Annotated in this window: 24 protein-coding genes; 14 read left to right on the top strand and 10 right to left on the bottom strand. The window is 70.6% G+C overall.

Features of this window, described 5'->3' with window-relative positions; translation table 11 throughout:
- Positions 1–153: 153 nt before the first annotated feature.
- The 4 genes from fliR to K7957_RS14930 are packed head-to-tail and all read left to right on the top strand — an operon-like array spanning position 154 to position 4,043.
- Complete coding sequence (gene fliR, locus K7957_RS14945; protein ID WP_223012783.1) at positions 154–936, top strand: flagellar biosynthetic protein FliR; 783 nt, start codon at positions 154–156, stop codon at positions 934–936.
- Positions 936–2,060, top strand: coding sequence for an EscU/YscU/HrcU family type III secretion system export apparatus switch protein (locus tag K7957_RS14940; RefSeq protein WP_223012782.1), 1,125 nt, complete (start codon positions 936–938; stop codon positions 2,058–2,060). Before fliR ends, K7957_RS14940 begins: the two co-directional genes overlap by 1 nt.
- Before the next feature lie 34 nt (positions 2,061–2,094).
- Positions 2,095–3,627: a flagellar filament capping protein FliD gene (fliD, locus tag K7957_RS14935; protein WP_223012781.1), complete on the top strand. Its 1,533-nt coding sequence runs from the start codon at positions 2,095–2,097 to the stop codon at positions 3,625–3,627.
- Between the two features lie 17 nt (positions 3,628–3,644).
- Complete coding sequence (locus tag K7957_RS14930) at positions 3,645–4,043, top strand: flagellar export chaperone FliS (protein WP_219750848.1); 399 nt, start codon at positions 3,645–3,647, stop codon at positions 4,041–4,043.
- Between the two features lie 133 nt (positions 4,044–4,176).
- Here the strand turns inward: K7957_RS14930 and K7957_RS14925 are convergent, their stop codons facing one another.
- Complete coding sequence (locus K7957_RS14925; RefSeq protein ID WP_223012780.1) at positions 4,177–4,455, bottom strand: GNAT family N-acetyltransferase; 279 nt, start codon at positions 4,453–4,455, stop codon at positions 4,177–4,179.
- Entirely contained in the window at positions 4,452–4,622 is a 171-nt protein-coding gene (locus K7957_RS14920) for a hypothetical protein (protein WP_223012779.1), read from the bottom strand. Before K7957_RS14920 ends, K7957_RS14925 begins: the two co-directional genes overlap by 4 nt.
- A gap of 156 nt (positions 4,623–4,778) precedes the next feature.
- On the opposite strand from K7957_RS14920, the gene recQ reads away from it, so the two are divergent.
- The 3 genes from recQ (at position 4,779) to K7957_RS14905 (ending at position 7,678) form a co-directional block, all read left to right on the top strand.
- Positions 4,779–6,551, top strand: coding sequence for a DNA helicase RecQ (recQ, locus tag K7957_RS14915; protein WP_223012778.1), 1,773 nt, complete (start codon positions 4,779–4,781; stop codon positions 6,549–6,551).
- A gap of 302 nt (positions 6,552–6,853) precedes the next feature.
- The gene (locus K7957_RS14910) at positions 6,854–7,282 is read left to right on the top strand and encodes a protein tyrosine phosphatase family protein (RefSeq protein ID WP_223012777.1); all 429 of its coding nucleotides are present in this window, start codon (positions 6,854–6,856) and stop codon (positions 7,280–7,282) included.
- 9 nt (positions 7,283–7,291) lie between these two features.
- Positions 7,292–7,678, top strand: coding sequence for a hypothetical protein (locus K7957_RS14905; protein ID WP_223012776.1), 387 nt, complete (start codon positions 7,292–7,294; stop codon positions 7,676–7,678).
- 132 nt (positions 7,679–7,810) lie between these two features.
- Here K7957_RS14905 and K7957_RS14900 read toward each other — a convergent pair whose 3' ends face one another.
- Positions 7,811–10,447 carry an EAL domain-containing protein gene (locus K7957_RS14900; RefSeq protein ID WP_223012775.1) on the bottom strand — a complete coding sequence of 879 codons (2,637 nt, stop codon included), beginning with the start codon at positions 10,445–10,447 and terminating at the stop codon, positions 7,811–7,813.
- 176 nt (positions 10,448–10,623) lie between these two features.
- Here K7957_RS14900 and K7957_RS14895 point away from each other — a divergent pair, with 176 nt between their 5' ends.
- Positions 10,624–12,141, top strand: coding sequence for a fumarate hydratase (locus K7957_RS14895; RefSeq protein ID WP_223012774.1), 1,518 nt, complete (start codon positions 10,624–10,626; stop codon positions 12,139–12,141).
- A 58-nt stretch (positions 12,142–12,199) separates the two neighbouring features.
- Here K7957_RS14895 and K7957_RS14890 read toward each other — a convergent pair whose 3' ends face one another.
- The 3 genes from K7957_RS14890 to K7957_RS14880 all read right to left on the bottom strand — a co-directional run bounded on the left by K7957_RS14890 (position 12,200) and on the right by K7957_RS14880 (position 14,584).
- A complete protein-coding gene (locus K7957_RS14890) occupies positions 12,200–12,748 on the bottom strand; it encodes a hypothetical protein (RefSeq protein ID WP_223012773.1) in 549 nt (182 codons plus the stop codon).
- A gap of 124 nt (positions 12,749–12,872) precedes the next feature.
- Positions 12,873–13,577 (bottom strand): class I SAM-dependent methyltransferase, encoded by a 705-nt coding sequence (locus K7957_RS14885; protein WP_223012772.1) that lies wholly within the window; start codon positions 13,575–13,577, stop codon positions 12,873–12,875.
- Between the two features lie 464 nt (positions 13,578–14,041).
- Positions 14,042–14,584: a hypothetical protein gene (locus K7957_RS14880; RefSeq protein ID WP_343228425.1), complete on the bottom strand. Its 543-nt coding sequence runs from the start codon at positions 14,582–14,584 to the stop codon at positions 14,042–14,044.
- Between the two features lie 104 nt (positions 14,585–14,688).
- Between K7957_RS14880 and K7957_RS14875 the strand changes: the two genes are divergently transcribed.
- Both K7957_RS14875 and K7957_RS14870 read left to right on the top strand, forming a co-directional pair.
- The gene (locus K7957_RS14875; protein WP_223012771.1) at positions 14,689–15,057 is read left to right on the top strand and encodes a PRC-barrel domain-containing protein; all 369 of its coding nucleotides are present in this window, start codon (positions 14,689–14,691) and stop codon (positions 15,055–15,057) included.
- A gap of 11 nt (positions 15,058–15,068) precedes the next feature.
- Entirely contained in the window at positions 15,069–15,206 is a 138-nt protein-coding gene (locus K7957_RS14870; RefSeq protein WP_223012770.1) for a hypothetical protein, read from the top strand.
- Positions 15,207–15,409: 203 nt separating this feature from the next.
- Here the strand turns inward: K7957_RS14870 and rpmG are convergent, their stop codons facing one another.
- A complete protein-coding gene (rpmG, locus tag K7957_RS14865; RefSeq protein ID WP_022687989.1) occupies positions 15,410–15,577 on the bottom strand; it encodes a 50S ribosomal protein L33 in 168 nt (55 codons plus the stop codon).
- A 175-nt stretch (positions 15,578–15,752) separates the two neighbouring features.
- On the opposite strand from rpmG, the gene K7957_RS14860 reads away from it, so the two are divergent.
- From K7957_RS14860 to K7957_RS14845, 4 genes are all read left to right on the top strand, one after another.
- Positions 15,753–16,061 carry a hypothetical protein gene (locus tag K7957_RS14860; RefSeq protein ID WP_223012769.1) on the top strand — a complete coding sequence of 103 codons (309 nt, stop codon included), beginning with the start codon at positions 15,753–15,755 and terminating at the stop codon, positions 16,059–16,061.
- 119 nt (positions 16,062–16,180) lie between these two features.
- Positions 16,181–16,678 (top strand): Dps family protein, encoded by a 498-nt coding sequence (locus K7957_RS14855; protein WP_223012768.1) that lies wholly within the window; start codon positions 16,181–16,183, stop codon positions 16,676–16,678.
- Positions 16,679–16,706: 28 nt separating this feature from the next.
- Positions 16,707–16,892 carry a DUF1328 family protein gene (locus K7957_RS14850; protein ID WP_223012767.1) on the top strand — a complete coding sequence of 62 codons (186 nt, stop codon included), beginning with the start codon at positions 16,707–16,709 and terminating at the stop codon, positions 16,890–16,892.
- A 32-nt stretch (positions 16,893–16,924) separates the two neighbouring features.
- Positions 16,925–18,526, top strand: a complete 1,602-nt coding sequence (locus K7957_RS14845) for a cisplatin damage response ATP-dependent DNA ligase (protein WP_223012766.1) — start codon at positions 16,925–16,927, stop codon at positions 18,524–18,526.
- Positions 18,527–18,750: 224 nt separating this feature from the next.
- Here the strand turns inward: K7957_RS14845 and K7957_RS14840 are convergent, their stop codons facing one another.
- From K7957_RS14840 to K7957_RS14830, 3 genes are all read right to left on the bottom strand, one after another.
- Positions 18,751–21,636, bottom strand: a complete 2,886-nt coding sequence (locus tag K7957_RS14840) for a TonB-dependent receptor (RefSeq protein ID WP_223012765.1) — start codon at positions 21,634–21,636, stop codon at positions 18,751–18,753.
- A gap of 252 nt (positions 21,637–21,888) precedes the next feature.
- Positions 21,889–24,318, bottom strand: coding sequence for an ATP-dependent helicase HrpB (gene hrpB / locus K7957_RS14835; protein WP_223012764.1), 2,430 nt, complete (start codon positions 24,316–24,318; stop codon positions 21,889–21,891).
- A 340-nt stretch (positions 24,319–24,658) separates the two neighbouring features.
- A complete protein-coding gene (locus K7957_RS14830; RefSeq protein ID WP_223012763.1) occupies positions 24,659–25,174 on the bottom strand; it encodes a YciE/YciF ferroxidase family protein in 516 nt (171 codons plus the stop codon).
- Positions 25,175–25,275 lie beyond the last annotated feature (101 nt).

Raw genomic sequence — 25,275 nt, 5'->3', positions numbered from 1 at the left:
CCAGGCGAAAGACGTTTCGTGCCAGCCACAGCGCTCCACCCAACTGGACCCCGGCCTTCGCCGGGGAACAAGCGTGAAATGGAACGGTGTCGCTCCCTCGGGCGCCGTGCTCCTGCGTGCGCAGGAACACCGGCTCCACGGACCGCGCGATAGATGCTCGGCTTCGGCCTCGCCATCGAGCCCCAGCTGTGGGCGATGATCTTCGTGATGATCCGCGTCGGCGCCGCCTTCATCGCCGCGCCGGTGTTCAGCAACGTCTCGGTGCCGCTCACCGTGCGCGTGGCGCTGTCGGGCGCGATCGCGGTGCTGGTGCTCGGCACCACCCCCGTGCAGACCCCGCAGAGCGTGTTCGCGCTCGCCACCTTCGTCGCGGTCGCGGCCGAGGCGTTGGTCGGGCTGGCGATCGGCTTCGTGCTCCAGGTCGCCTTCGCCGCGCCGCTGGTGGCGGGCGAGATCATCGGTGGGTCGATGGGGATCGGCTTCGCCAACATGATCGACCCCAATTCTGGCCGATCGAGCCCTGCCATCGGCCAGTTCCTGTCGATCATGATGACCTTGCTGTTCCTCTCGCTCGACGGGCACCTGGTGCTGGTCGACCTGGTGGTGCGCAGCTACCGCGCGCTGCCGCCCGGCGCCTCCTGGCTGGCCGCCGGCCAGCTCCGCGACATCGCGCTGTTCGGCGGCTATGCCTTTCTCGCCGGGCTGCTGCTGGCGCTGCCGGTCGGCTTCCTGCTGCTGTGCCTCAACCTCGTCATGGGGATGGTGTCGCGCTCGGCGCCGTCGCTCAACCTGTTCGCGGTCGGCCTGCCGGTGAGCCTCGCGGTCGGCGTGCTGAGCCTCGCGATCGCGCTGCCGGCGATGGGTGACTATATGCAGGTGATCGTACGCGAGGGCCTCGCCGCGGCGCAGAGCCTCGTGCTCGCGGGGGCGCGCTGATGTCGGAGGGTGGCGACAAGACAGAAGCCCCGACCGACAAGCGTCGCAAGGACGCGCGCGAGAAGGGCGACATCCTCAAGAGCCGCGACCTCGCCACCGCGCTGGTGGTGCTGGCGGGCGTGTCGTGGCTCTTGTTCTTCGGCCCCGGCCTGCTCAACGCCTGCCGCGCGGTGATGGCGTCGAGCTTCACCTTCGGGCGCGCCGATATCGAGGATTTCGCGCCGTGGCGCCCGCTGGTCGAGGCGGGATGGAAGCTGGCGACGCCGCTCGGCTCCTTGTTCGCGATCAGCGTGGCCGCCGCGATCGTCAGCCAGGCGGGGCTCGGCAGCTTCGGCTGGAACGGCTCGCTGATGGCGCCCAAGGCGTCGCGCATCAACCCGGCCTCGGGGCTGAAGCGGATCCTCGGCATGTCGGGCTGGATCGAGCTCGGCAAATCGCTGCTCAAGGTGATCCTGCTCGGCACGATCGGCGCCTGGATGCTGTGGAAGACCGCGCATTTCAGCTTCGGCCTCGCCTCGTCCAACCTGCCCGTCGCGCTCGCCGGGCTGGGCGCGACGATGACCAACGTGCTCCTGGTGATGGCGATGGGGCTGGTCGCGATTGCCCTGGTCGACGTGCCCACCCAGGTCATGCAGCTGCTGCGCAAGCTGCGCATGTCCAAGCAGGAGGTGCGCGACGAGCACAAGGAGAGCGAGGGCAATCCCGAGATGAAGGGGCATATGCGCGCCAAGCAGCGCGCGATGCTCTCCGGCGGCATGCGCCAGGCGCTGACCGAGGCGCATGTCGTGCTCACCAACCCGACCCATTTCGCGGTGGCGCTGCGCTACGATCGCGGGCGCGACCAGGTGCCGGTGGTGATGGCCAAGGGCCGCAACGCCACCGCGCTGGCGATCCGCGAGGCGGCGGGCGAGATGCAGCTGCCGATCCTCGAATATCCCGCGCTCGCCCGCGCGGTCTATTACACCAGCCGCGAGGGGCAGGAGGTGCGCGACGACCTCTATGTCGCGATCGCCACCGTGCTCGCCTTCGTCTTCGGGCTCAACGAGCGCGCCGGCGGGCGGATGCCGGCGGTCGACGTACCCCTCACCGCGCGATTCGACGAGCATGGCAAGAAACAGGGGTAAATTCCGGCGGCGAGCGGTCGTTTAAGGGGGTATCATGGCGACGACGATCAGCAGCACCAGCAGCACGGCAACGACCGGCACGACGTCGACGACCAAGACGTCGTCGACCTCGTCGGTCAACCAATCCGCCGCCAACTCGGTCCTCACCTCGCTCGGCTCGGGTTCGGGGGTCGATACCGGCGCGCTCGTCACCCAGCTGGTCGACGCGCAGTTCGCGCAGAAGCGCGCGCAGCTCACCTCGAAGAGCGACTCGCTCACCGCGCAGATCTCGGGCGTGGCGACGCTCAAGAGCACCATCGCGGACTTCACCAAGGCGCTGGAGAACCTCGTCGAGGGCGGCTCGCTCGCGACCCAGCCCAACAGCTCGATGAGTGGCGTCGCCACCGCCAGCGCGATCTCGGGCGCCTCGGCCTCGGGGCTCAACAGCAGCGTCACCGTCAACGCGCTCGCCACCGCGCAGATCGCCACCAGCGCCAAGATCGCCTCGCCCTCGACCGCCACCTTCGGCACCGGCACGCTGACGCTGACGCTCGGCACCGCCACCACCAGCGGCGGCGCGATGACCGGCTTCACCGCGGGCACGAACAGCGACGGCAGCGCCAAGTCGTTCGCGATATCGATCGACTCGAGCAACAACTCGCTGTCGGGCATCGCCGCGGCGATCAACGCCAAGAAGGCGGGCGTCACCGCCACGGTGATCAACGACGCCGACGGCGGCGCCTATCTCTCGCTCAAGGGCACCACCGGCGCGACCCAGGCCTTCACGCTGGCCGCGAGCGACTCGGGCGGCGCGCTGGCGCAGTTCGACACCGGTTTCGGCACCACCGATAAGACCACTGTCTCCAGCCAGGCGGGCAACGCCAAGCTGGTGGTCGACGGCGTCTCGGTCGAGCGCGGCAGCAACGAGGTCAGCGACCTGATCGCGGGCGTCAAGCTGAGCCTCACCGGCACCGGCACCACCAACCTCACCGCCACCCGCCCCGACAGCGCGCTGTCGAGCGCGGTGAAGGACTTCGTCGACACCTACAACCAGGTGCTCGGCGTGGTGAAGGAGCAGACCGACGCGATCAACGGCCAGCTTCGCGCCGACCCCGCCGCCAAGACGCTGCTGCGCACGTTGCAGGGGCTGACCAGCCGCGTGCTGCTGCCCGGCGCCGCGGCGGGCTCGCCGTCGACGCTCGCCGCGATCGGCGTGCGCACGACGCGCACCGGCGAGCTCGAGGTCGACGACAATGCGCTGACGAGCGCGATGAAGAACACGCCCGAGGCGGTGGAGGCGATGTTCGCCAAGAGCAGCAGCGGCGCCACCGGGCTGTACGCCGCGATGAAGTCGCTCGACCTCAACACGGGCAGCACGATCTACGGCCTCGCCGCCTCGAGCACGCGCTACCGCCAGGCGCAGTCGGATCTCGGCAAGCAGCAGAGCAACGTCGATGATCAGGCGACGAAGATGACCTCGCGGCTGACGCAGCAGTTCTCCAGCATGAACGCGCGCGTCTCCGCCTACAAAGCCACGCAGTCGTTCATGCAGCAGCAGATCGACAATTGGACCAAGTCGACGGGTTGAGCGAGAGTTAGACGACCATGGCCTATGCTTCCGCCCTGCTGCGCGATCCGGCGCGTACCTATCGCGAGATCGACCTCGCCGGCCGCACCGCCGCGGCCGACGGGCCGGCGCTCGTCCAGTTGCTGTACGAGGAGCTCACCCAGGCGCTGCGCGTCGCCGCCTGGGCGGCGGACAACCGCCAGTTCGCCACGCGCAGCGAGCGCGTGACCCGCGCCACCGCGATCCTGTTCGCGCTGGAGGCGAACCTCGACTTCGATCGCGGCGGCGACGTCTCGCGCACGCTCGCGCGCTTCTACGCCGGCTGCCGCCGCCAGGTGGTGGACGCCAGCATCGGCACCGACGGCGAGCCGTTCCGCGCGGTGGCGTCGGAGCTGGAGGAGATCGCCGCGGCGTGGCGGATGGCGCGCGCGGCGTGAGGGGGTGCATCTAGCCCCTCCCCTTCGGGGGAAAGGTTGGGCTGGGGCCTCTCCACGAATGCGGCGTGTGCGGAAGCGCCCCACCCCCGGCCCCTCCCCTGAGGAGGAGGGGTGAGTTGGCCGATCGTCACCCTCACCGCACCAGGTCGCGATATTCCGGATGGCGCTCGATGAAGGCGCGCACGAACGGGCATTGCGGCACCACGCGCAGGCCCTGGTCGCGCGCTGAATCCAGCGCGGCGCGGATCAGCCGCGAGCCCACCCCGCGTCCCTCGATCGCGGGCGGCACCAACGTGTGCGTGAAGACGATCGTGTCGCCCTCCAGCTGATAGGCCGCGACCGCGCGCTCGCCCGCGACCGTCAGCTCGAACTCCTGCTCCGAGCGATTGTCGCGGACCCGCTCGACGCTCACTGACCGGGCCCCGCCGCGGGCGCGTCGGGCGCGCGTCCCACTGACGCCGCGGGCGTGGCCTGCGCCTCCACCGCGGGCGCGGCGCCATCGGCGGGCTCGCGCTCGCACGCCGCGAGCAGCGCCGCCGCACCGAAGGTGAACAGGGCGAGGTTGGGGCGCGGGGTCATCGGTCGTCCTGACAGCATGCGCGCACTACGCGCCGCCCCGGTCGCGCGTTCCCGCCCGCCCGCCCCGGCGCGTCACCGCGCCGGTTACCCTCCCACCGGGCCGCGTCGCCGCGCCGGTTGCCCTGCGCCGCGCGCGCGCCTAGGTCGGGCGCGCCCATGGCGCTCGACCCGCTTCCCCAGCTCCACACCATATTCGGCTTCCCCGCCTTCCGCGGCGTGCAGGAGCAGGTCGTCACGCGCGTGCTCGCGGGCGAGCGCACGCTCGCGGTGATGCCGACCGGCGCGGGCAAGTCGCTCTGCTACCAGCTGCCCTCGGCGATGCTGGAGGGGACGTGCGTGGTCGTCAGCCCGCTGATCGCGCTGATGCACGACCAGCTCCGCGCCGCCACCGCGGTGGGCCTGCGCGCCGCGACGCTGACCAGCGTCGACGAGAACAAGGCCGAGACGCGCGGGCGCTACCTCGATGGTGGGCTGGACCTGCTGTACGTCGCGCCCGAGCGCGCCTCCACCGCCGACTTCCGCGACCTGCTCGAGCGCGGCCGGCCCGCGCTGTTCGCGATCGACGAGGCGCATTGCGTGAGCGAGTGGGGCCACGACTTCCGCCCCGACTATCGCCTGCTGCGCCCGCTGCTCGACGCCTTCCCCGAGGTGCCGCGGCTGGCGCTGACCGCCACCGCCGACGCGCACACCCGCGCCGACATCCTCGAGCAGCTCGGCATCCCGCACGAGGGGATGATCGTCGCCGGGTTCGACCGGCCCAACATCCGCTACACGATCCGTCCCAAGGACAACACCACGCGCCAGATCGCCGACGTGGTGCGCGACACGCCCGGGCCGGGCATCGTCTATGTCCAGACCCGCGCCGCGACCGAGAAGATGGCGGCGCAGCTCACCGCGATCACCGGCCGCCCGGTGCGCGCCTATCACGCCGGGCTCGATCCCGCGGTGCGCGCGCGCAACCAGGCCGATTTCGTCGCCTCCGAGGACATGGTGATGTGCGCCACGGTCGCCTTCGGCATGGGGATCGACAAGCCCGACGTCCGCTTCGTCGCGCATGCCGGCCTGCCCAAGTCGATCGAGGCCTATTATCAGGAGACCGGGCGCGCCGGTCGCGACGGCGATCCCGCGGTGGCGCATCTTTTCTGGGGCGCGGAGGATTTCGCGCGCGCGCGGCAGCGCATCGGCGAGGTCGAGCAGCAGCGCCAGCCGGGCGAGCGCCAGCGGCTCGCCGCGCTCGGCGCCTTGGTGGAGACCGCGGGCTGCCGCCGCGCCATCCTGCTGCGCCACTTCGGCGAGCACCCGCCCGAGACGTGCGGCAATTGCGACAACTGCCTGTCGCCCCCCGCCGCGCTGGATGCGACCGAGACGGCGCGCAAGTATCTGTCGGCGGTGTTCCGTACCGGGCAGATGTTCGGCGCGACCTATATCGAGCAGGTGCTCACCGGCCAGTCGAGCGAACGCAGCCTGATGAACGGACACGAGCAATTGTCGGTGTGGAACATCGTCGACGGCGAGGAGGTGGCGTTGCTCAAGCCGGTCGGGCGCGCGCTGCTGCTCAAGGACGCGCTGCGCACCAACCATCACGGCGGGCTCGAGTTCGGTCCGGCGGCGCGCGCGCTGCTGAAGGGCGAGGCGACGCTGCCGCTGGTCGAGCCGCCCAAGCGCGAGCGCCGGCGCGGGGGGCGGGCGGGCGCGACCCCCAATCCGGTCGACGATCCGCTTTTCGAGGCGCTGCGCGCGTGCCGGCGCGAGCTGGCCAAGGAGGCGGGGGTGCCGCCCTACGTGATCTTCCACGATTCGGCGCTGCGCGAGATGGCGGCGCTGCGGCCGACCTCGCTCGCCGCGCTGGGGCGGATCGCGGGGGTGGGCCAGCGCAAGCTCGACGCCTATGGGCAGGCGTTCCTGGACGTGTTGAAGGGGATGGGGTGAGGGGCTGGGTCGCGCGGGAATCCTAGAAGATCCTCCCCGCTCGCGGGGAGGGGGACCGCGACGAGAAGCGGCGTGGTGGCGGCGGGCTTCCTCAAGCGCTGCGCTGCGTGGAAAGCCCCCTCCACCACCGCGCTGCCGCGCGGCGGTCCCCCTTCCCGCCAAGCGGGGAGGATCTCGCGCTCATCGACATGGAAGCTATTCCTCCCTCGCCGACCCACCCGCTTCGCGCTAAGGCGCTCTCCCGCGACGGGACGAACGGGATCAGTGACGCGGCGACCCGTCCGCGCTAAGGGCACCATCCTATGTTGCGCATCATCGACGAGACGATCGCGGTCGCGCCGCAGATCCGGCCCGAGGACCTGCCCGCCATCGCCGCCGCCGGCTACAGGGCCGTGGTCAACAACCGCCCCGACGGCGAGGAACCCGGCCAGCCCGAGGGCGAATCGATCCGCGCCGCGGCGGAGGCGGCGGGGCTGCGCTACACCGCCATCCCGATCACCCACGCCGGCTTCTCGCTGCCGCAGGTCGAGGCGATGACCGCGGCGCTGGCCGAGGCGGGCGGCCCCGTGCTGGCCTATTGCCGCTCGGGTACGCGCTCGTGCAACCTCTGGGCACTCGCCGGCGCGGCGCGCGGCGACGACGCCGACTCGCTCACCGCCAAGGCCGCCGCCGCGGGCTACGACCTCACCAACCTGCGTCCCCTGCTCGACGCGGTGGCGCGGCGCGGCTGAGCCGGCGCGATGGGGCTGGCGGCATGGCTCGGCCTCGGCCGGGCGCACCGGATGATGCGATCGGTCGCGGAGGCGGTCGAGGCGGTCGGAGTCGCGCTGCCGCGCTTCGCCGCGTTCGACGCGGTGATCGCCGAGGATGGCCGCGCTGCGCTGGTGATCGATACGACCGGAGTGATCGCGCTGGTGCTGGTGCGCGGCGCACGGGTGCGGGCGCGCGCGGTCGAGTGGGCGATGCTGCGCCAGACCCACGCGGGTATCCTGGTCGAGACCGGTGACCGCGGCTTCGGCGACGTACTGCTGGCGGGGGTCTCCGCGATCGACGTGCGCCGGCTCGGCATGCCGCCGCTGCCGCAGCGCGAGCCCGCCACGATCGTCGGGTCGCTCGAGACCGCCTGACCGCGACGCGAGGGACGCCTAGACCCCCGCGTGCGCGGGAGCACAAGGGGCAGTACCTTGAGATTATCGTTGCAGGAGCGCGATCACTTGCAGCCGTTGTGAGTCGCTACGGCTTGGCGTGCCCCCCCAGGCTCATGCGGCGCGGCGCGGCACCGGCTGGTTGAACCGCTCCAGGTCGAACGCCGCGGCGAATTCCAGTCCAGCGCGGCCCTCCTCGTCGACCCAGCGCACCGTCGCCGCCAGCGCCAGCCCGTCGTCGAGCTCGAGCGCCACCGGATAACCGATCGCCGCCACCGGCAGGTCGACGCCGTCGATCATCGCCCCCGCCGGCGAGATGTTGCGCACGCGCACCTCGGCGCGCTCGCCCGCCAGCTCGAGCCGCGCCGAGCGCAGGACGCGGTGGCGCGGCGCGCGGCTGGTCTTGTGCCCGATCGGCACCGCATAGCCCTCTCCCGCGGCGAGCTGCGCGCGCACCGTGCCGGCGTCGGCGGGGCGACCGTAGACAAAGCCTTGGATATGGCTGCATCCCAGGCCGCGGATCAGCACGATCTCGTCCTGCTGCTCGACTCCTTCGGCGGTGGTCTCCATGCCGAGCGTCTCGGCCAGGCTGACGATCGCGCGGATGATGGCGGCGTTGCGGTTGCCCGGCTGGATCGCGCCGCGCACGAAGCTCTGGTCGATCTTGATCTTGTCGAACGGCGCCTTGCGCAGATAGCCGAGGCTGGAATAGCCGGTACCGAAGTCGTCGAGCGCGAGCCGCACGCCCAGCGCCTTGAGCGCGCGGAACATCTGCTCCGACGAGGCATCCTCGTTGAGGAAAACGCCCTCGGTGATCTCCAGCTCGAGCCGGTGCGGCGCCAGCCCCGCGGCGGCGAGCGCGCCCGCCACCAGCGCGGGCAGCTTGGGGTTGGCGAACTGGATCGGCGAGACGTTGACCGCGACGCGGACATGGTCCGGCCAGCTCGCCGCCTCGGCGCAGGCGGTGTCGAGCACCCAGGCACCGATCGCCTCGATCAGCCCGCACTCCTCCGCCACCGGGATGAACTCGGCCGGGCTCACCGGCCCGCGCTGCGGATGGTCCCAGCGCACCAGCGCCTCATAGCCCATGATGCGCGCGTCCGCGGTCGACACCACCGGCTGATAGGCGAGGTAGAACTGGCCGGCGGCGAGCGCCTGACGCAGGTCGTCCTCCAGCCGCTTGCGCTTCTGCGCGCCGTGGAGCAGCTCCTCGCGATAGAAGCGGTGCACCCCGCGCCCGTCCGCCTTGGCGGCGTAGAGCGCGAGGTCGGCGTTGCGCACCAGCTCCTCCTGCGCCGCGCCGTCCGCGGGAGCGATCGCGACGCCGACCGAGCAGCCGATCGACAGGGTCGAGCGGTCGATGTGATAGGGCAGCGACAGCGCCGCGATCACGCGCTGCGCCAGCGCGCCGAGCCGGTCGCGGTCACCCTCGTTGGGGACGATCACCTTGAACTCGTCGCCGCCGAGCCGGCCGACCAAACCGGCGTCGCCGATGGTGCGCTGCAGCCGCTGCGCCACTTCCTTGAGCAGATCGTCGCCGACCTGGTGGCCGAGCGTGTCGTTGACCGCCTTGAAGCGGTCGAGGTCGAGCAGGAACAGGCCGGTCGGGTGGGTGCCGCCCGCCTGCGCCTGCGCCAGCGTCTGCTCGAGCGCGAGCCGCATGCGCTGGCGGTTGGCGATGCCGGTGAGCGCGTCGAACAGCGCGAGCCGCTTGATCTCGGCCTCGGCGCGGCGCTGCTCGGTCAGGTCCGAGCCGGCGCCGATGAAGCCCTGGAAGCGGTCGAGCTCGTCGCGCGCGGGGCGGCCCGAGATCGACCACCAGCGCTCCGCGCCGCTGCCCCCCGTGGCGGGCCGGACCGAGTAATCGGTGAAGGAGGTGCGCGACGACAGGTGGAAGCTCAGCGTCCGCTCGGTCTCGACCCAGGCCGAGTCGACGCGGAAGACGTCGGTGAGCGCCGCGCCGATCGGCTCCATGCCGAGCGCGCGCAGCTCGCGCGCGACCTTTTCCGACAGATAGGTGAGCCGGCCGCGGCGGTCGCTCTGCCAGAACCAGCCCGCGCCGTGCGACTCATATTCGGCGACGAGGCGGCTGTCGCGCCGCTCGGCGTCGCGGCGCTGCCGCCGCTCGCCCAGCGCGCGCTGGCGCGCGAACGCGGCGCGCAGGATCGCGAGCGCCACCAGCGCGGCGCCGCCGAGCGCGAGCGCCGCGGGGAGCGGCGCGGCGCCGGTGAGCGCCACCGCCGCGAGCGCGAGTGTCGCGGTCAGGGCGAGCGCGGCGGCGCGCAGCGGTTGGAGCGCGAGCGCGAGCGCCAGCGTCGCGGCGCCCCCCGCGACGGCCGCGGCGGGAAGCAGCGTCGGCGGCAAGGCGGCGGCGGCATGCGCACCGAGCGCGAGCGCCAGCGCGATCGCGCTGCCGCCCGCGGCGACGGTGGCGATCCGCCAATGAGTCGGGCTCGCCGCGGCACGCGGGTGCGCGGCGACGCCCCAACAGCCGAACCCGAGAAGCGCCGCCGGCGTGGCGCAGGCCGCCAACGCGTTGGCGGCCGGCGATCCGAGCGCGAGCAGCACCAGCGCGAGCGGCGCGAGCAGCAGCACCGCCGCGGCGGCGGGCCATAGCGCGGCGCTGGCGGCGAGCGCGGCGCGGCGCGACTCCTCCACCAGCGCGTCCGACGCGGGCGCCAGCCCGAGCGCCTCGGCGAGCGCGCGCGCACCGCTGGGCGAGTCGTCTCGATCGGTGGCGGGCGGGCGCATGACGCTGTCCTAGCCGGACATCCTTGCGTTTTCCTTTGCGCCGCGCGTGACCAGTGCGGCGTCGTCGCGACGGTCTCGTGTCGCTCGGCACTCATCTGCTCTCCCGCGAACGAAGCAGAGTGTCGCGCAGGCCCCGCCGGTTGCCCCGCTATCACCACCGTCGTACAGCCGCGCGCATGACGACGATCCGTGAAGCCGACCTGATCGAGAGCGTGGCCGACGCGCTCCAGTTCATCAGTTACTACCATCCGATGGATTACATCCGCGCGCTGGGGGAAGCCTATGACGCGGAGCAGAGCCCCGCCGCCAAGGACGCGATGGCGCAGATCCTCACCAACAGCCGGATGTGCGCCGAGGGACACCGCCCGATCTGCCAGGATACCGGGATCGTCACCGTCTTCGTCAAATGGGGGCAGGACTGCCGGCTGGAGAGCCAGCGCTCGCTCCAGGAGGTCGTCGACGAGGGCGTGCGCCGCGCCTATCTCCATCCCGAGAACAAGCTGCGCGCCTCGATCCTCGCCGACCCGGCCTTCACGCGCCGCAACACGCGCGACAACACGCCCTCGGTGCTCCACGTCGAGATGGTGCCGGGCGACAAGGTCCATGTGGACGTCGCGGCCAAGGGCGGCGGCAGCGAGAACAAGTCCAAGTTCAAGATGATGAATCCGAGCGACTCGATCGTCGACTGGGTGCTCGAGATGCTGCCGCAGATGGGCGCGGGCTGGTGCCCGCCCGGGATGCTCGGCATCGGAATCGGCGGCACGGCGGAGAAAGCGATGGTGCTCGCCAAGGAATCGCTGATGGGGCAGATCGACATGGCGCAGCTCAAGGCGCGCGGGCCGCGCAACGACCTGGAGGCGCTCCGCATCGAACTGTTCGAAAAGGTCAACGCGCTCGGCATCGGCGCGCAGGGGCTGGGCGGGCTCTCGACCATCCTGGACGTCAAGATCCTCGACTGGCCGACCCACGCCGCGTCCAAGCCGGTGGCGATGATCCCGAATTGCGCCGCGACGCGCCACGCCCACTTCACGCTCGACGGCTCGGGGCCGGTCTATCTCGAGCCGCCCAAGCTCGCCGACTGGCCACAGGTCGATTGGCAGCCCGACAGCGCCGCGATCCGGGTCGACCTCGACACGCTGACTCCCGAGGTGGTGCAGACGTGGAAGCACGGCGACCGCCTGCTGCTCAACGGCAAGATGCTCACCGGGCGCGACGCCGCGCACAAGCGCATCGCCGACATGCTCGCGCGCGGCGAGGAGCTGCCGGTCGAGTTCAAGGGCCGCGTGATCTATTATGTCGGGCCGGTCGACCCGGTCGGCGAGGAAGTGGTCGGGCCGGCTGGGCCGACCACGGCGACGCGGATGGACAAGTTCACGCGCATGATGCTCGAGCAGGGCCTGCTCGCGATGGTCGGCAAGGCCGAGCGCGGCCCGGCCGCGACCGAGGCGATCCGCGACCACAAGAGCGCCTATCTGATGGCGGTCGGCGGCGCGGCCTATCTGGTCGCGCGCGCGATCAAGGGCAGCAAGGTCGTCGGCTTCGCGGACCTCGGCATGGAAGCGATCTACGAGTTCGAGGTGAGCGACTTTCCGGTCACCGTCGCGGTCGACGCCGAGGGGCAGAACGTCCACCAGCTCGCGCCGCTGGTGTGGCGCGAGAAGATCGCGCGGGAGGGGTTGTTGCAGCCGGCGTGAGCGGGGCGGCAGTACTCCCGGCGGAACGACACCGTCGCACTTGCTTCCCGCTTTCGTGCTAACGTCGTTTGAACGGCTCCCCCTCCCACGCCGGAGCGGCCGGGGCGACGATCGCCGCACAGATCTGTATAATCGCAGCGCTCCATGCCGTGAGATAGACGGCAATCCAGAGATGGTCTCCACGCGTTATGCCCAGCAGCGCGACGCTCTTCGTCACTATTCCGCCGATGATCAGCGGGAGGATGAGCGCCAGCGTTGCCAAGAGCAGCAAAACCCACCGATGCCCCTCGAAGGTCTTCATGGCGGTGCGCGCCGCACCAGCGCTTCGTACACTCGCCATGAGCACGGCGCCGCCTCCTAGCAATAAGGCAAGACGCCCTCCAGTATCTAGATAAAGCACGTCCGTCTGACGTAACCCGAGGCTCGCGTAATGGATGATGACGAGTACATACTGAAGCGGCAGAAGGATGAAGCCATATAACATCGTCGCCAGAAACACGATCACACAGCATTGATCTACTCGATCGACCGTCTTCGGATAAGCTCGAAGTATTTCGTCACGCCCCGCGGCCAGTGCGGCCAGCGTCAGATAGATGCGCTGCATCATGGCGACTTCCTCCATCCCATCGCACAGAAACGACCCAGGACTGAACGGAACAGTGACATAGCCAGTACGGAAGGGCAACTGTGGTTATCGTAGGCGTGTCGCCTCCCGTTATTCCCGTCGCGCCTCAGTCGCGCCGGAACAGCACCGCGTCGCCCGCGGTCGCGGCGACGCGCCACCCTTCCGCCGCCAGCGCCGCCTGATGGCGCGGGGTGACGTACAGCAGCCGCACGTCGCGCCCGGGCGGCAGCGCCGCCAGCCGCCGCGCCACCGCGCGGATGATCGCCTCCTCGAAGGGGTTGAAGAGGTAGACGAGGAGGTCGCCGTCGGGGAGCGCGACCGCGGTGGCATCGCCCAGCAGCGCGGTCGCGCGCGGGTCGCCGCGGCGCGCGAGGTTGCGCGTCGCGGTGGCGTGCAGCTCGGCGGCGAACTCCACCCCGGTGATGGCGCGGAAGGGATAGTCGCAGGCGAGCAGCAGCGCGCGCCCCTTGCCCGAGCCGAGGTCGAGGAAATGGAAGCGCGCGAGGTCGCCCTCCAGCAGCGCCATCGCCGACGCGAACACGTCGGGATCGGAAGCGACATGGTCGATGCCGTAGCGCGCGTTGGGGCTGTCGATCGCGAGCGTGTAGAGCCGCTGGACGCCGCCGGTGTCGCTGTCGTGGGTGGAATCATAGGCGGCGTCGCGCGCCGCCTTGGCGGCGAGATAGTGGCCGAGACCGGGGTCCGGGCGCGCCCGCCGCAGCAGCCGCCGCGCCGCCTCGAGCGGCCCCTCATCGGCGACGATCGCGCCGAGCCGGCGCGCCGCCTGGGCCACCTGTGCCAGTCTGCCCACCCCCGCCTCTCCTCACCTGCCCCAAATATGAGAAGAGGTTGCCGGACCCCGCCGAAGCGGCGCCCGACAACCCCTAAACATGGTCAGCGGCCGGAGAGCTCCAGCCCGGGAGACCATGCAGGCCTCCGACAGAATGACCTACCTCGTTGTCTGGGAGAGGATACCCCCCGAGGCAGACCCTACCGTCAGAAGCGCGTCCCCCGAACGAACTGAACCGACCCCATTGCTGAACCATGAGACATCGGATCACCTCCTTTCGCTGGTTGATAACGAGCGCGGCCCTCGAACCGCACGATCAATGTGAGCCCCGCGCGACTCGGATACAAGTCTTGTGTTGCGGGGCGGAATGTACGATCCTCGCACGCTCGTCTCGGCTGCCACCGGATCGCCGACGCGACCCACAGGTCTGTTTGGAAGCAGCATCACCCCTATACGCGCCGCCCGGTGCGCGATGGCTCAGCCGCTCACCCGCGGCAATCCTCGATCACGCGCGCCAGCTCGGCCCAGGGCGGCAGTACCAGCGGCGCGCTGCCCGATTGCTCCAGCGTGAAGCGGCCGCGGCTGAACACCATCGCGTCGAGCAGCCGGTCGCTTGCCGGGAGCGTCGCCGCCGCGCCGTTCACCACCGCCGCGGCAGGTAGTGTCCGCGTCGTCGCGCTGGTGCGTACCGTGAGCGGCGCGCGGACACCGCCGATCCGGGTCAGCGTCATCGCGCGCGCGGCGCGGTCACAGCGCGCGGTGGCGACCGCCGCGCCGCCCACGCCGAAGCTCGCCATCGTGCCGGCGGCGTCACGCGCGTAGCGCCACGTGCCCGGCGTGCGCGGCCAGTCCTGCCAGTCCGCCGCGAGCGGAGTCGGGGCGGGTGCTGGCGCGGGCGGCGCGGGAGCGGGGCTCAGCGCGGGGGCGGGCGGCGGCGGCGGGGTCACCTGTGGCACGCAGCCGGCGGCCAGCACCAGCGCGGCAATGAGCGGCGTCAGGCGCGCGCCGTAGGGAAAGTATCGAGCCACGACCGGGGCCTATGCCGGAAGCCGGCGGCGCGCTCAACCGTGCGCGGAACCGCGGCGCGGCGCGGACGGTTCTCGGCCGGTACTGTTTGTTGATGGAGTCACCGATGGCCGACGACGCGCCCACCCAGATCCTCGTCCAGTCGAACCTGGGAGAGACGATGAAGGTGGACAGCCGCGACGGCGACCATCTCGGCGCCGTCCACGCCTTCATGGTGCACAAGGCCTCCGGTCGCGCGACCCACGCGGTGCTCAGCCTCGGCGGCTTTCTCGGCATGGGCAAGAGCTTCTACCCGCTGCCCTTCGCGCTGCTGCAGTTCGATTCGGTGCGGGACCGCTACGTGGTGACGATCGACCGCCGCCTGCTGGAGGGCGGCCCGAGCTGGGCCAATAACGCACCGATATTCGACCAGGCTTATGCCGACCGTGTCGCCAGTTACTATCAGGTGCGGGGCGAGAACCTCGCCGCCGAGTGAGGAGAGCAGCCATGGCCGAGCACGAGCATGACGATGCGGTCGAGGAAACCGTCGAGGGGCTGCTGACCGATCCGGACGCGCCCGATCACGGCACGCACCCGCGACCGCCGCAGACGACCGACGCCGAGCCGAGCGAGGACGAGCGCTAAGCAACGCTGGCGAAGCCCCCGCGCCCGCGGGAGCCCTAGGGTGACGATCGAGAGTGCCCGCCGCTCTGGGTTCCTGCTCGCGCAGGAGCACGGCACTCGACGAGCAGAGCGCCCGGATCGCACACACGCGAAAAGAGCCGCCGGCGCGATGCCCGCGGCTCCCGCGATCAGCCGGCGACGGGCGGCCGCGCCGCCCGTGACGCTTACTTGATCTTGGCTTCCTTGAACGCGACGTGCTTGCGCACGACCGGGTCGTACTTGTTGAAGCTCAGCTTCTCGGTCTTCGTGCGCGGGTTCTTCTTGGTGACGTAGAAGAAGCCGGTGTCAGCCGAGCTGACGAGCTTGATCTTGACGGTGGTCGGCTTGGCCATGACCGGTTCCTAAGCGAATGAAACAAGAAAGCGGCGAAGCTCGCCTCGCCGCGTCAGACGCGGGCGCTTGGCGCATGTGGCGCGCGGAGTCAAGCGTAGGGCTGCATTAAGCACAAGGTAAGGGACGCGGGCGCAGGGTGCGCGGATCGGGACTCACCCGAGCAGGATCACGCGCATGGACGACATGGATATCCTCGCGATCAAGGCGCATCTGGCGCGGCGCATCGCCGCGATCGACTGGCGTGCCGGCCCGACGCGGCTCGCCCCCGAGCTCGATGGCATCCGCCTCGCCGCGGAGCAGCACCAGCTGCTGCCGGTGGTGACGGTGGCGCAGTCGCTCGGCACCGCGATCGGCCGCGGCGAGCGCGGCGTGCTGGTGCACGACTGGCTCGGCCTGCTCGGCGAGGCTGTGGCAAGCGGCGTCCAGGACGAGGCGACCTCGCGCACCTTCGCTGCCGCCTGCGCGGTGCGGCTGGCGGCGTAGGGCGGCGTTCTGTCAAATAAATCCTCCCCTGGACGGGGAGGATCTTGCCCCCGCCTTGACCGGACCCAATCGCGCCCCACATCGTTTCGCCCTCGACCAGTGAAACGACGGAGCCGCTCGTGGCCGATACGAATCCCGCGCTCGACACCCCCACCGACCTGCAGCGCAACGACACGCGCAGCGTCGCCGACGCGCTCAACGCCGCGCTCGCCGACAGCTACGCTTTGTACCTCAAGACCAAGAACTTCCACTGGCACGTCTCGGGGCCGCACTTCCGCGACTATCACCTGCTGCTCGACGATCAGGCGGCGCAGATCCTCGGTGCCACCGACGCGATCGCCGAGCGCGTGCGCAAGACCGGCAACACCACCTTGCGCTCGATCGGTGACATCGCGCGTCGGAGCTCGATCCGCGACAATGACGCCGATTTCGTCGCGCCCGAGCAGATGCTCGCCGAGCTGCGCGACGACAACCTCACGCTCGTCCAGCGCTTCCGGGACGTGAAAGAGGCGGCCGAAGAGGCCAAGGACAATGCCACCAGCGGCATCGTCGACGACTGGACCGACGAGGCCGAGGAGCGCGCATGGTTCCTGTTCGAGGCCAGCCGCAAGGGCTGACCCAGCCTGCCGCACAAGGAGCCGACCGATGCTGAAACTGGCTGTGATCTTCCTCGTCGTCGGGCTGCTGCTCGGCGCGCTCGGCTTCGGCGGCATCGGCGGCGCCTTCGTCGGGCTGGCCAAGATCCTGTTCTTCATCGCGCTGGCGCTGTTCCTGATCTTCCTCGTGCTCGGCATCACCGCGGGCAAGAAGGTCAAGGACACACTCGACTGAGGCCCATCGCCGGGATGGAGCGTTAGCGCCGCATGCACGCCTTCGCCGCGCTCCTCGACTCGCTGATCTATACCCGCGGGCGCAACGCCAAGCTCAAGCTGATCGGCGATTATCTGCGCGCCACACCCGACCCCGATCGCGGCTGGGCGATGGCGGCGCTGACGGGCGACCTCGACCTGCCCGCGGTCAAGCCGGCGCTGATCCGCGCGCTGATCGAGTCGCGCGTCGACCCGGTGCTGTTCCGGATGAGCCGCGACTATGTCGGCGACACTGCGGAGACCGTCGCGCTGCTCTGGCCCGTGCCCGACGTGCCGCCCACCGACGTGACGCCGCTGACTGTCGGCGCGGTGGTCGACCGGTTGATGCACCTGTCGCGCTCGGACGCGCCCGCCGCGCTCGCGGGCATGCTCGACCGGCTCGACGCTGAGGAGCGGTTCGCGTTGCTTAAGCTCGCCACCGGCGCGCTGCGCGTCGGCGTGTCGGCGCGGCTGGCGAAACAGGCGCTGGCCGATGCCTTCGGCCTCGACGTCGAGGCGGTGGAGGAAGTGTGGCACGGGCTCGCCCCGCCCTACCCCACGCTCTTCGCCTGGGCCGAGGGGACCGGCGAGCAGCCGACCCCCGCGGACGTGCCGGTGTTCCGCCCTTTCATGCTGGCGCACCCGCTCGAGGACCTGCGCGTCGACCTCGTCGAGTACGCCGCCGAGTGGAAATGGGACGGCATCCGCGTCCAGCTCGTCCATGTCGCGGGCGCGACGCGGCTCTACAGCCGTACCGGCGACGACGTCACCGCCGCCTTTCCCGACGTCGCCGCGGCCTTCGCGAGCTACGGCGTGGTCGACGGCGAGCTGATGGTGCGCGGCGACGCGCAGGGCGCGCGGCTCGGCGAGAGCGAGGGAGAGGGCGCTGGCAGCTTCAACGCGCTGCAGCAGCGGCTCGGGCGCAAGGTGGTGTCGGCCAAGATGCTGGAAGAGGCGCCCGCCTTCGTCCGGCTCTACGACATCCTGTTCGACGGCGCCGAGGACGTGCGCGCTCTGCCCTGGACCGAGCGGCGCGCGCGGTTGGGGGCGTTCGCGGCACGGCTCGACCCGACCCGCTTCGACGTCAGCAGCGTGATCGCGGCGGAGGACTTCACCGCGCTGGAGGGGATCCGCGCCGGCGCGCGCGACGCCGCGATCGAAGGGGTGATGCTCAAGCGCCGCGACTCGCCTTACGTGGCAGGGCGCCGTGCCGGCCTGTGGTACAAATGGAAGCGCGACCCGCTCACCGCCGACTGCGTGATGATGTACGCGCAGCGCGGCAATGGCCGCCGCTCGAGCTGGTACAGCGACTATACGTTCGGCTGCTGGACCGACGAGGGCGAGCTGCTGCCGGTGGGCAAGGCCTATCAGGGCATCACCGACCAGGAGATCGCGCAGCTCGACCGCTTCGTGCGCCAGCATACGCTCAACCGCTTCGGCCCCGTCCGCGAGGTGGAGAAGTCGTTGGTGCTGGAAGTGGCGTTCGACTCGATCCACGAGTCGAAGCGGCACAAGTCGGGGCTGGCGATGCGCTTCCCGCGGATCGCGCGGATCCGCACCGACAAGCCCGCCGCCGAGGCGGACACGCTCGCGGGGCTGCGCAAGCTGGTGACGTGAGGGAGGGGACAGCCCCTCCCCTTAAGGGGAGGGGTGGGGGTGGGGCCTTTCCCCGGGCGCGCCGTTCGCGGAAGCGCCCCACCCCGCCGAGTTCAGGGTGAACAGCGCCCGCGCCGCTCAGGCCATGCTGGGAGCATGGCCGGCCCCGAGCCCTCGAAGGGGAGGCGAAGCCTTCACGCTGTTGCTTGCTCTAGCTCAACGCCGTTCACCACTCGCCCTCAACTTCACAGCTTGACGCGCAGGCCGACGTTGTAGCGCGCCCCGGTCTCCTGCTGGAGCAGGTAGCGCTCCTTGATCGCCGACCATTCGTCGATGAACTCGTTTGTCACGTTCACGCCCTGAAGGTAGACTTGGAAGTTGGGCGTGAGGTCGTAGGACACGTTGAAGTCGAGCTGGCCGTAGGAGGAGCGGTTGCGCGGTCGCGACTGGCTGTCGCGGCAGTTGCGCAGATAGTCCGAGCGCCAGTTGTACGACACGCGCGCCGAGATGCCGTATTTCTCGTAGAACACGCTGCCGTTCGCCGAGTGGGGCGACAGGCCGTTGTAGCCGCACTGGAAGTCCGCCAGCACCTGGTCGCGCTCGGCGCTGCTGGCGACATAGGTGTAGTTGCCGGTGAGGCCGAAGCCGCCCACGAAGCCGCCGAGCGCGTCGAACGAATATTGCCCGCCGACCTCGATGCCCTTGATCGTGCCGCTCTGCCCGTTGCGCGTACGCGTGTCCTGGTAGACCCGGCCGAACCGCTCGACCGGCAGCGTCTGCAGCTCGAGGAAGTCCGACAGGTCCTTATAGAAGCCGCCGACGCTGATGTAGCTGACGCGCGAGAGGTACCATTCCAGTGACAGGTCGTAGTTGGTCGAGCGGAACGGCAGCAGATTGGGGTTGCCGCCCGAGGACAGCGGCACCGCGATACGACCGCCGTAATCGTTGTTGACGCCCAGGTCGGTCAGCGTCGGCCGCGTGATCGTCTGCGAGAAGGCGGCGCGCGCGATCAGCTTGTCGGTCAGGTTGTACTTGACGTTGGCCGAGGGCAGCGCGTTGACGTAGCTGCTGCGCACCGCGATCGCGGTGGCGGGGCCGTAGGTATATTGCAGCGTGTCGTCGCCCGGCGTGTTGGCGATGCCGGTGACGGGCGTGTCGAAGCCGGAGGAGAGCACCTGGGTGCGGATCACGCGCACGCCGGCGTTGCCGGTCCAGCGATCGTTGCCGAACTGCATGCTGATATAGCCCGCGGTCAGCCGCTCCTGCACGTTGACGGTGCCGCGCAGCTGCTCGCGCACGCCGAACGGCCCGCCCTCCAGTGCCTGCACCTGCGCCGCATAGGCCGCCTGCTGCTCGGGCGTGCGCCCGTTCGAGGGGATGTTGAGCGTGGCGGGATCGTTGAGATAGGCGAGGAACGCCTGCGGATCGACCTGGAACAGCGAGGGCGGGATGTTCTGGCCGCCGCCGAGCAGGTCGCCCCACTCATAGGGCTGGAGCAGGCCCGAGGCGATCGGCACCTGATAGCCGCAGTAGGTGCAGTTGGAGTCGCTGTTGTTGAACTGGCGGTTGATCTTGCGCCGCTCGGTGTACGACCCGCCGAGCGTGACGTTGCGCAGGATCGAGCCGTCGATCTCCCATTTGGAGTCGAAGTGATATTCCGAGCCGCGGTCGCGCGAGCGGTTGGCGTCGATCCCCATGTAGTGCAGCCGCATCAGGTCGGGATTGTTGATGATGCTGTTGTCGTAGGAGATCGACGGGATGCCTTTCCCGCCGTCGAGCGAGAAGTCGTAGCTGTAGGGCAGCAGTGCGCCGTAGACGTAATATGCGTTGGGCGAGTTACGGTTGGCACCAGTCTTGGATGCATCGAAGCGGAGCTCGACGTTCTCCGCCGGGTTCCACTTGACATTGGCGCCGAACTGATAGCTGTCCGACTTGCGGTTGGTCGTGTTGTAGACGTGGTCGACCTTGGCGTTGACGCCGTTGTTGGTCAGCGTCGGGTTGGCCGCGAGGAACTGTGGGTTGGCGGCGATGAAGTCACGCCCCAGCATGGTCAGGCCGGTGGCGGTGTTGGTGTCGTCGAACGTCGGCTGGTAGTAAGGCGCCGCCATGAAGTTATCGAGCCGGCGCGTCACACCCGAGATGTTGAAGCGCGAGTAGATGCCGTCGACGGTGATCTCGAGATTGTCCGCCGGCCTGAACTGCACCGCGCCCGAGACGTTGATCCGCTCGCGCTCCTCCTGCGCGCGCTGGTAGTAGACGCTCTGCGGCAGGTTGGCGTTGCCCGTGACGGGGTAGCGCGAATCCGATCCGGTGATCAGCGTCGGCACGCCGCCGATCGTCTCGACGATGTCGGGACGGCCGTTGATCCAGCCGTCGATCGCGATCGTGTCGGTCTGGCTCTTGCGCTTGGTGTAGGAGCCCGCCAGCAGCACGCCGAAGGTCTTGTCGGGATTGGCATAGGAGACGGTGGCGGCGAGATCGGGGGTGATCCGCTCGCGCGAGCGGTCGTAGATGCCGCCGATCTGCGCCGCGGCGCGGAAGCCGCTGCGGCCCTCCAACGGACGCGCGGTGACGATGTTGACCGTCGCACCGATGCCGCCTTCCTGCAGCTCGGGCACCGGCGATTTGAACACGTCGGTGCGCTGGATCATGTTCGAGGAGAGCACGTCGAAGGAGAATTCGCGTCCCGCGTTGTCGGTCGCCATGACGCGGCCGTTGACGAGAACGGTGTTGAACTCGGGCCCGAGGCCGCGGACGGTGATGAACTGGCCCTCGCCGCCCGAGCGGTCAATCGCCACGCCGGTGATGCGCTGGAGCGACTCCGCGATATTGGCGTCGGGGAATTTGCCGACATCGACCGCGCTGATCGAATCGACGATCTGGTTGGCGTCGCGCTTCGTCTGCGCCGAGGAACTGAGGCTGGCGCGGATGCCCGTGACGACGATCTCGTCACCCGCAGCGGAGGCGTCGGGGGTGACCATCGCACTGTCCTGGCCCACCGCGGCAGCCGGCGGCGTCTGCTCCTGCGGCACCGTCGCGGGCACGTCGGGTGCCGAGCCGGTCTGCGCCAGCGCGGGCGCGCCGCTCAGGATGCTGCCCAGCAGCAGGCAAAGCTTGATCGATGTTTGCATGACCCGTCTCTCTCCCGTGAAAGCACTGCCGCTTAACGACGGCTATTGTTCTGATTTTTTTGCCTATGGAAAAAACAACAGGAGAGATCAAGGCGAGAATGTAACCGGTTTAGCCGTGAGCGCTAACATCGCTGGATTGTTGCTCGTTTGTGATTATGTCCGGCTTGTACGAGATTGCTGATGTTAATGTTCACAATCCCATGGCGTATCTTCGCTTGTACTGTGTGCGCGGTACCCAGCGCGCGTGCCGCCTCACCCCCGGCGCGCGTCGGCGTTCTTGGTGCGCAGCGTCGCCGCGGCGGCAGCGGGCTCGTCGGGCCAGGGATGGCGCGGGTAGCGGCCGCGCATCTCCTTGGCGACCGCGTGCCAGCTGCCGCGCCAGAAGCCCGGCAGGTCGCGCGTCGTCTGGATCGGACGGCCCGCGGGCGAGGTCAGCGATAGCACCAGCGGCACGCGCTCCGTCCCGACCACCGGGTGATGGTCGAGACCGAACAAAGCCTGGACGCGCAGCTCCACCGTCGGTCCCGCCTCGGCGCCATAGTCGATCCCGTGGGTCGAGCCCGCCGGGCTGGTGAAGTCCGCCGGCGCGACGCGGTCGATCGCGCGCAGCGCGTCCCAGCCGAGCAGCCCGCGCAGCGCCTCGACCAGCGCCCCCGGCGCGATCGCGTCGAGCCGGCGCTTGCCCTCGACCAGCGCGGGCAGCCAGTCGTCGAGCCGCGCCAGCAGCGTCGCGTCGTCGAGCGGCACCCCCGCGTAGGCCGCGCGCGTGCGCAGCGCCTCGGCCGCGCGCGACCAGGGCAGCGGCGCCAGACCGTGCGCGCGCGCGCCCTCGACCAGCGCCGCCGCGATGACCGCGGGGTCGGCCGCGCTGTCGGGCCCGCTCGACAGCCGGATCGCGCCGAGCCGGCGCTCGCGCAGCGGCTGCACCGCGCCGGTCGCGGCGTCGAAGTCGGCGGTGCGGCGCGTCTCGATGCGGTCGGCGAACAGCGCCTCGACCTCCTCCGCCGCGATCGGGGCGGCGGCGAGGATGCGCGCTCCCGCCGCCATGCCCTGCGTCTCCGCCACCGCGAGCCACTCGGCGGCGGCGAGCGGCGAGGTCGGGTCGAGCTTGAAACCGCGACCGCCGGCGGACACCCAGCGTTCGCCGCCCGCGTCGCGCCGCCGCGCCACGCGGTCGGGGAAGCCGAGCGCGACACAGGCGCCGATCGAGGCGGGCGCGCCCTCGCTCTGCCCGCGCTTCACCAGACCGGCCCAGCGCTTCGCCAGTCCGCGCGCGCTCTCCGCCTTGGGCGAGCGGTCGCCGCGCCAGCGCCGCCACCGCAGCTCGAGGTCGGCGTCCGGCCCGCCGAGTCCGCGCTCCTGCAGCAGCACCGCCACCTCGGCGGCGCGGCGCGGGTCGGGCGCGGCGAGCAGCATGTGCGCGAGCCGCGGCGGCATCGGCAGCGCCGCGATGGCGCGGCCGTGCGCGGTCGGGCGCGAGTCGGCGTCGAGCGCGCCCAGCGCGGCGAGTCGCGCGCGCGCCTCCGCCACCGCGGCTTGCGGAGGCGCGTCGAGCCAGCGCAGCTCGCGCGGGTCGCTCACGCCCCACAAAGCGCAGGCGAGCACCAGAGCGGAGAGGTCCGCCTCGAGGATCTCGGGCGGGTCGAAACGCGACATGCCCGCGGTCGCCGCCGCCTCCCACAATCGATAGGCCACCCCCGGTCCCTGGCGCGCGGCGCGGCCGGCGCGCTGCGTCGCCGCGGCCTGACTGGCGCGCTCGGTGACCAGACGAGTCATCCCCGCGGCACGATCGTACCGCGGGCGCCGCGCCACGCCGCTGTCGACCACCAGTCGGATGCCGTCGAGCGTCAGGCTGGTCTCGGCGATGCTGGTGGCGAGCACCAGCTTGCGCGCACCGTCGGGCTCCGCGCGGATCGCGGCGCGCTGCGCGGCCGGATCGAGGCTACCGTGAAGGCGGTGGAGCCGCACCCCGGGCACGTCGCCGACTCGCTCGGCGGTGCGCTCGATCTCGGCGACGCCGGGCAGGAAGGCGAGCACCCCGCCCTCCTCCTCGCGCAGCGCCAGGCGGATCGCGGCCGCCATCGAATCCTCCAGCCGCGCCTCGGCGGCGCGGCCGAGGTGGCGCAGGTCCAGCGGGTAGCTTCGCCCCTCGCTCTCCACCACCGGCGCGCCGTCGAGCAGCGCGGCGAAGCGCGCACCGTCGAGCGTCGCCGACATGGCGATGATGCGCAGCCCGGGGCGCAGCGCGGCGCGCGCGTCGAGCGCGAGCGCGAGACCGAAGTCGCCGTCGAGGCTGCGCTCGTGCACCTCGTCGAACAGCAGCGCGGAGACGCCGTTCAGCTCGGGGTCGCTCTGAAGCCGCGCGGTGAGGATGCCCTCGGTGACGACGGTGACCCGCGTCGCGGCGGAGCGCTGGGTGTCGAGCCTCGTGGCATAGCCGAAGGTGCGGCCGACCGGCTCGCCGGCGAGCTGCGCCATCCGCTCGGCCGCGGCGCGCGCGGCGAGGCGGCGCGGCGAGGTGACGATGATCTCGCCGTCGCACCAGGGCTCGGCGAGCAGCGCGGGGGCGACCGCGGTGGTCTTGCCCGCGCCGGGCGGCGCGACCAGCACCGCCGCGCCGACGTCGCGCAGCGCGGCGAGCAGGTCGGGGAGGACGGCGTGGATCGGCAGCGTCGGGGTCACGGGACTCGCCCTAGCGGGCCGCGCAGGCGGGATGAAGGGGGTGGAGTTGCTGGTCGCGCGTCGATCGTAATCGCCCCGCCTACCCACCACTCGCTCCCCGACGCAGGCCGGGGCCCAGTTGGGAAGGCCATCGATACGACGCGCGACCGTCGTCACATGCCAACGTCGGCTCACGCGGAGACGTAAACGTGACGCCCCTTACCTGCCTCAGCAGCGTCGCCCAACTGGACCCCGGCTTTCGCCGGGGAACAAGGAGGAAGGGTGCCCAACGTGTCTCCGACCAGAGGCCCTATCCTACCAAGTCAAGGGAGCCGCCCTTTGCCGAGCCGCTCCCCGCCCCTCACGCGGTCGCCAGGTCCGCCTTCGCGTTGGCCTTGCTCTCGGCCAGCGTGGTCAGCTTCTCGTCGGTCGACTTCTCCTCGTCGAGCGTCGCCTGGAGCAGGGTGACGACCTGGTCGTGACCCATCTGCTTGGCCCAGGCGATCAGCGTGCCGTAACGCGTGATCTCATAATGTTCGACCGCCTGAGCCGAGGCGATCAGGGCGGCGTCGAGCACCGATTTGTCGGCGATATCGCCGGCGACCTCGTTGGTCTCCTTGATGATGCCGTCGATCGCCGGGCAGGTGACCGCCTTGGCCTTCTCGCCCAGCACCTCGAACGCCTGCTCGAGCCGTGCGATCTGGCCCTCGGTCTCGCGCAGGTGGGTCTCGAAGCCCTGCTTGAGCTCGGGCGCGGTCGCCTTCTCGATCATCTTGGGCAGCGCCTTGGTGATCTGGTTCTCGGCGTAATAGATGTCCTGCAGCGTGTGCAGGAACAGGTCGTGCAGCGTCGCGATGTCCTTGGTGAACAGGCCCATGGTGATGCTCCTTGGCTGGGGGTCTGCGCCACGAACGTGGCCGAGCGGCGGACGTTGCGGACGAAGTTGCTGATCGAGATCAACGGCCGCGGCGCGAGGGA

It is taken from the genome of Sphingomonas yunnanensis, from assembly GCF_019898765.1.
GTDB lineage: Bacteria > Pseudomonadota > Alphaproteobacteria > Sphingomonadales > Sphingomonadaceae > Sphingomonas > Sphingomonas yunnanensis.
Note: the sequence above shows the minus strand (reverse complement) of the source record. Positions and strands in the feature narration are given on the sequence as shown.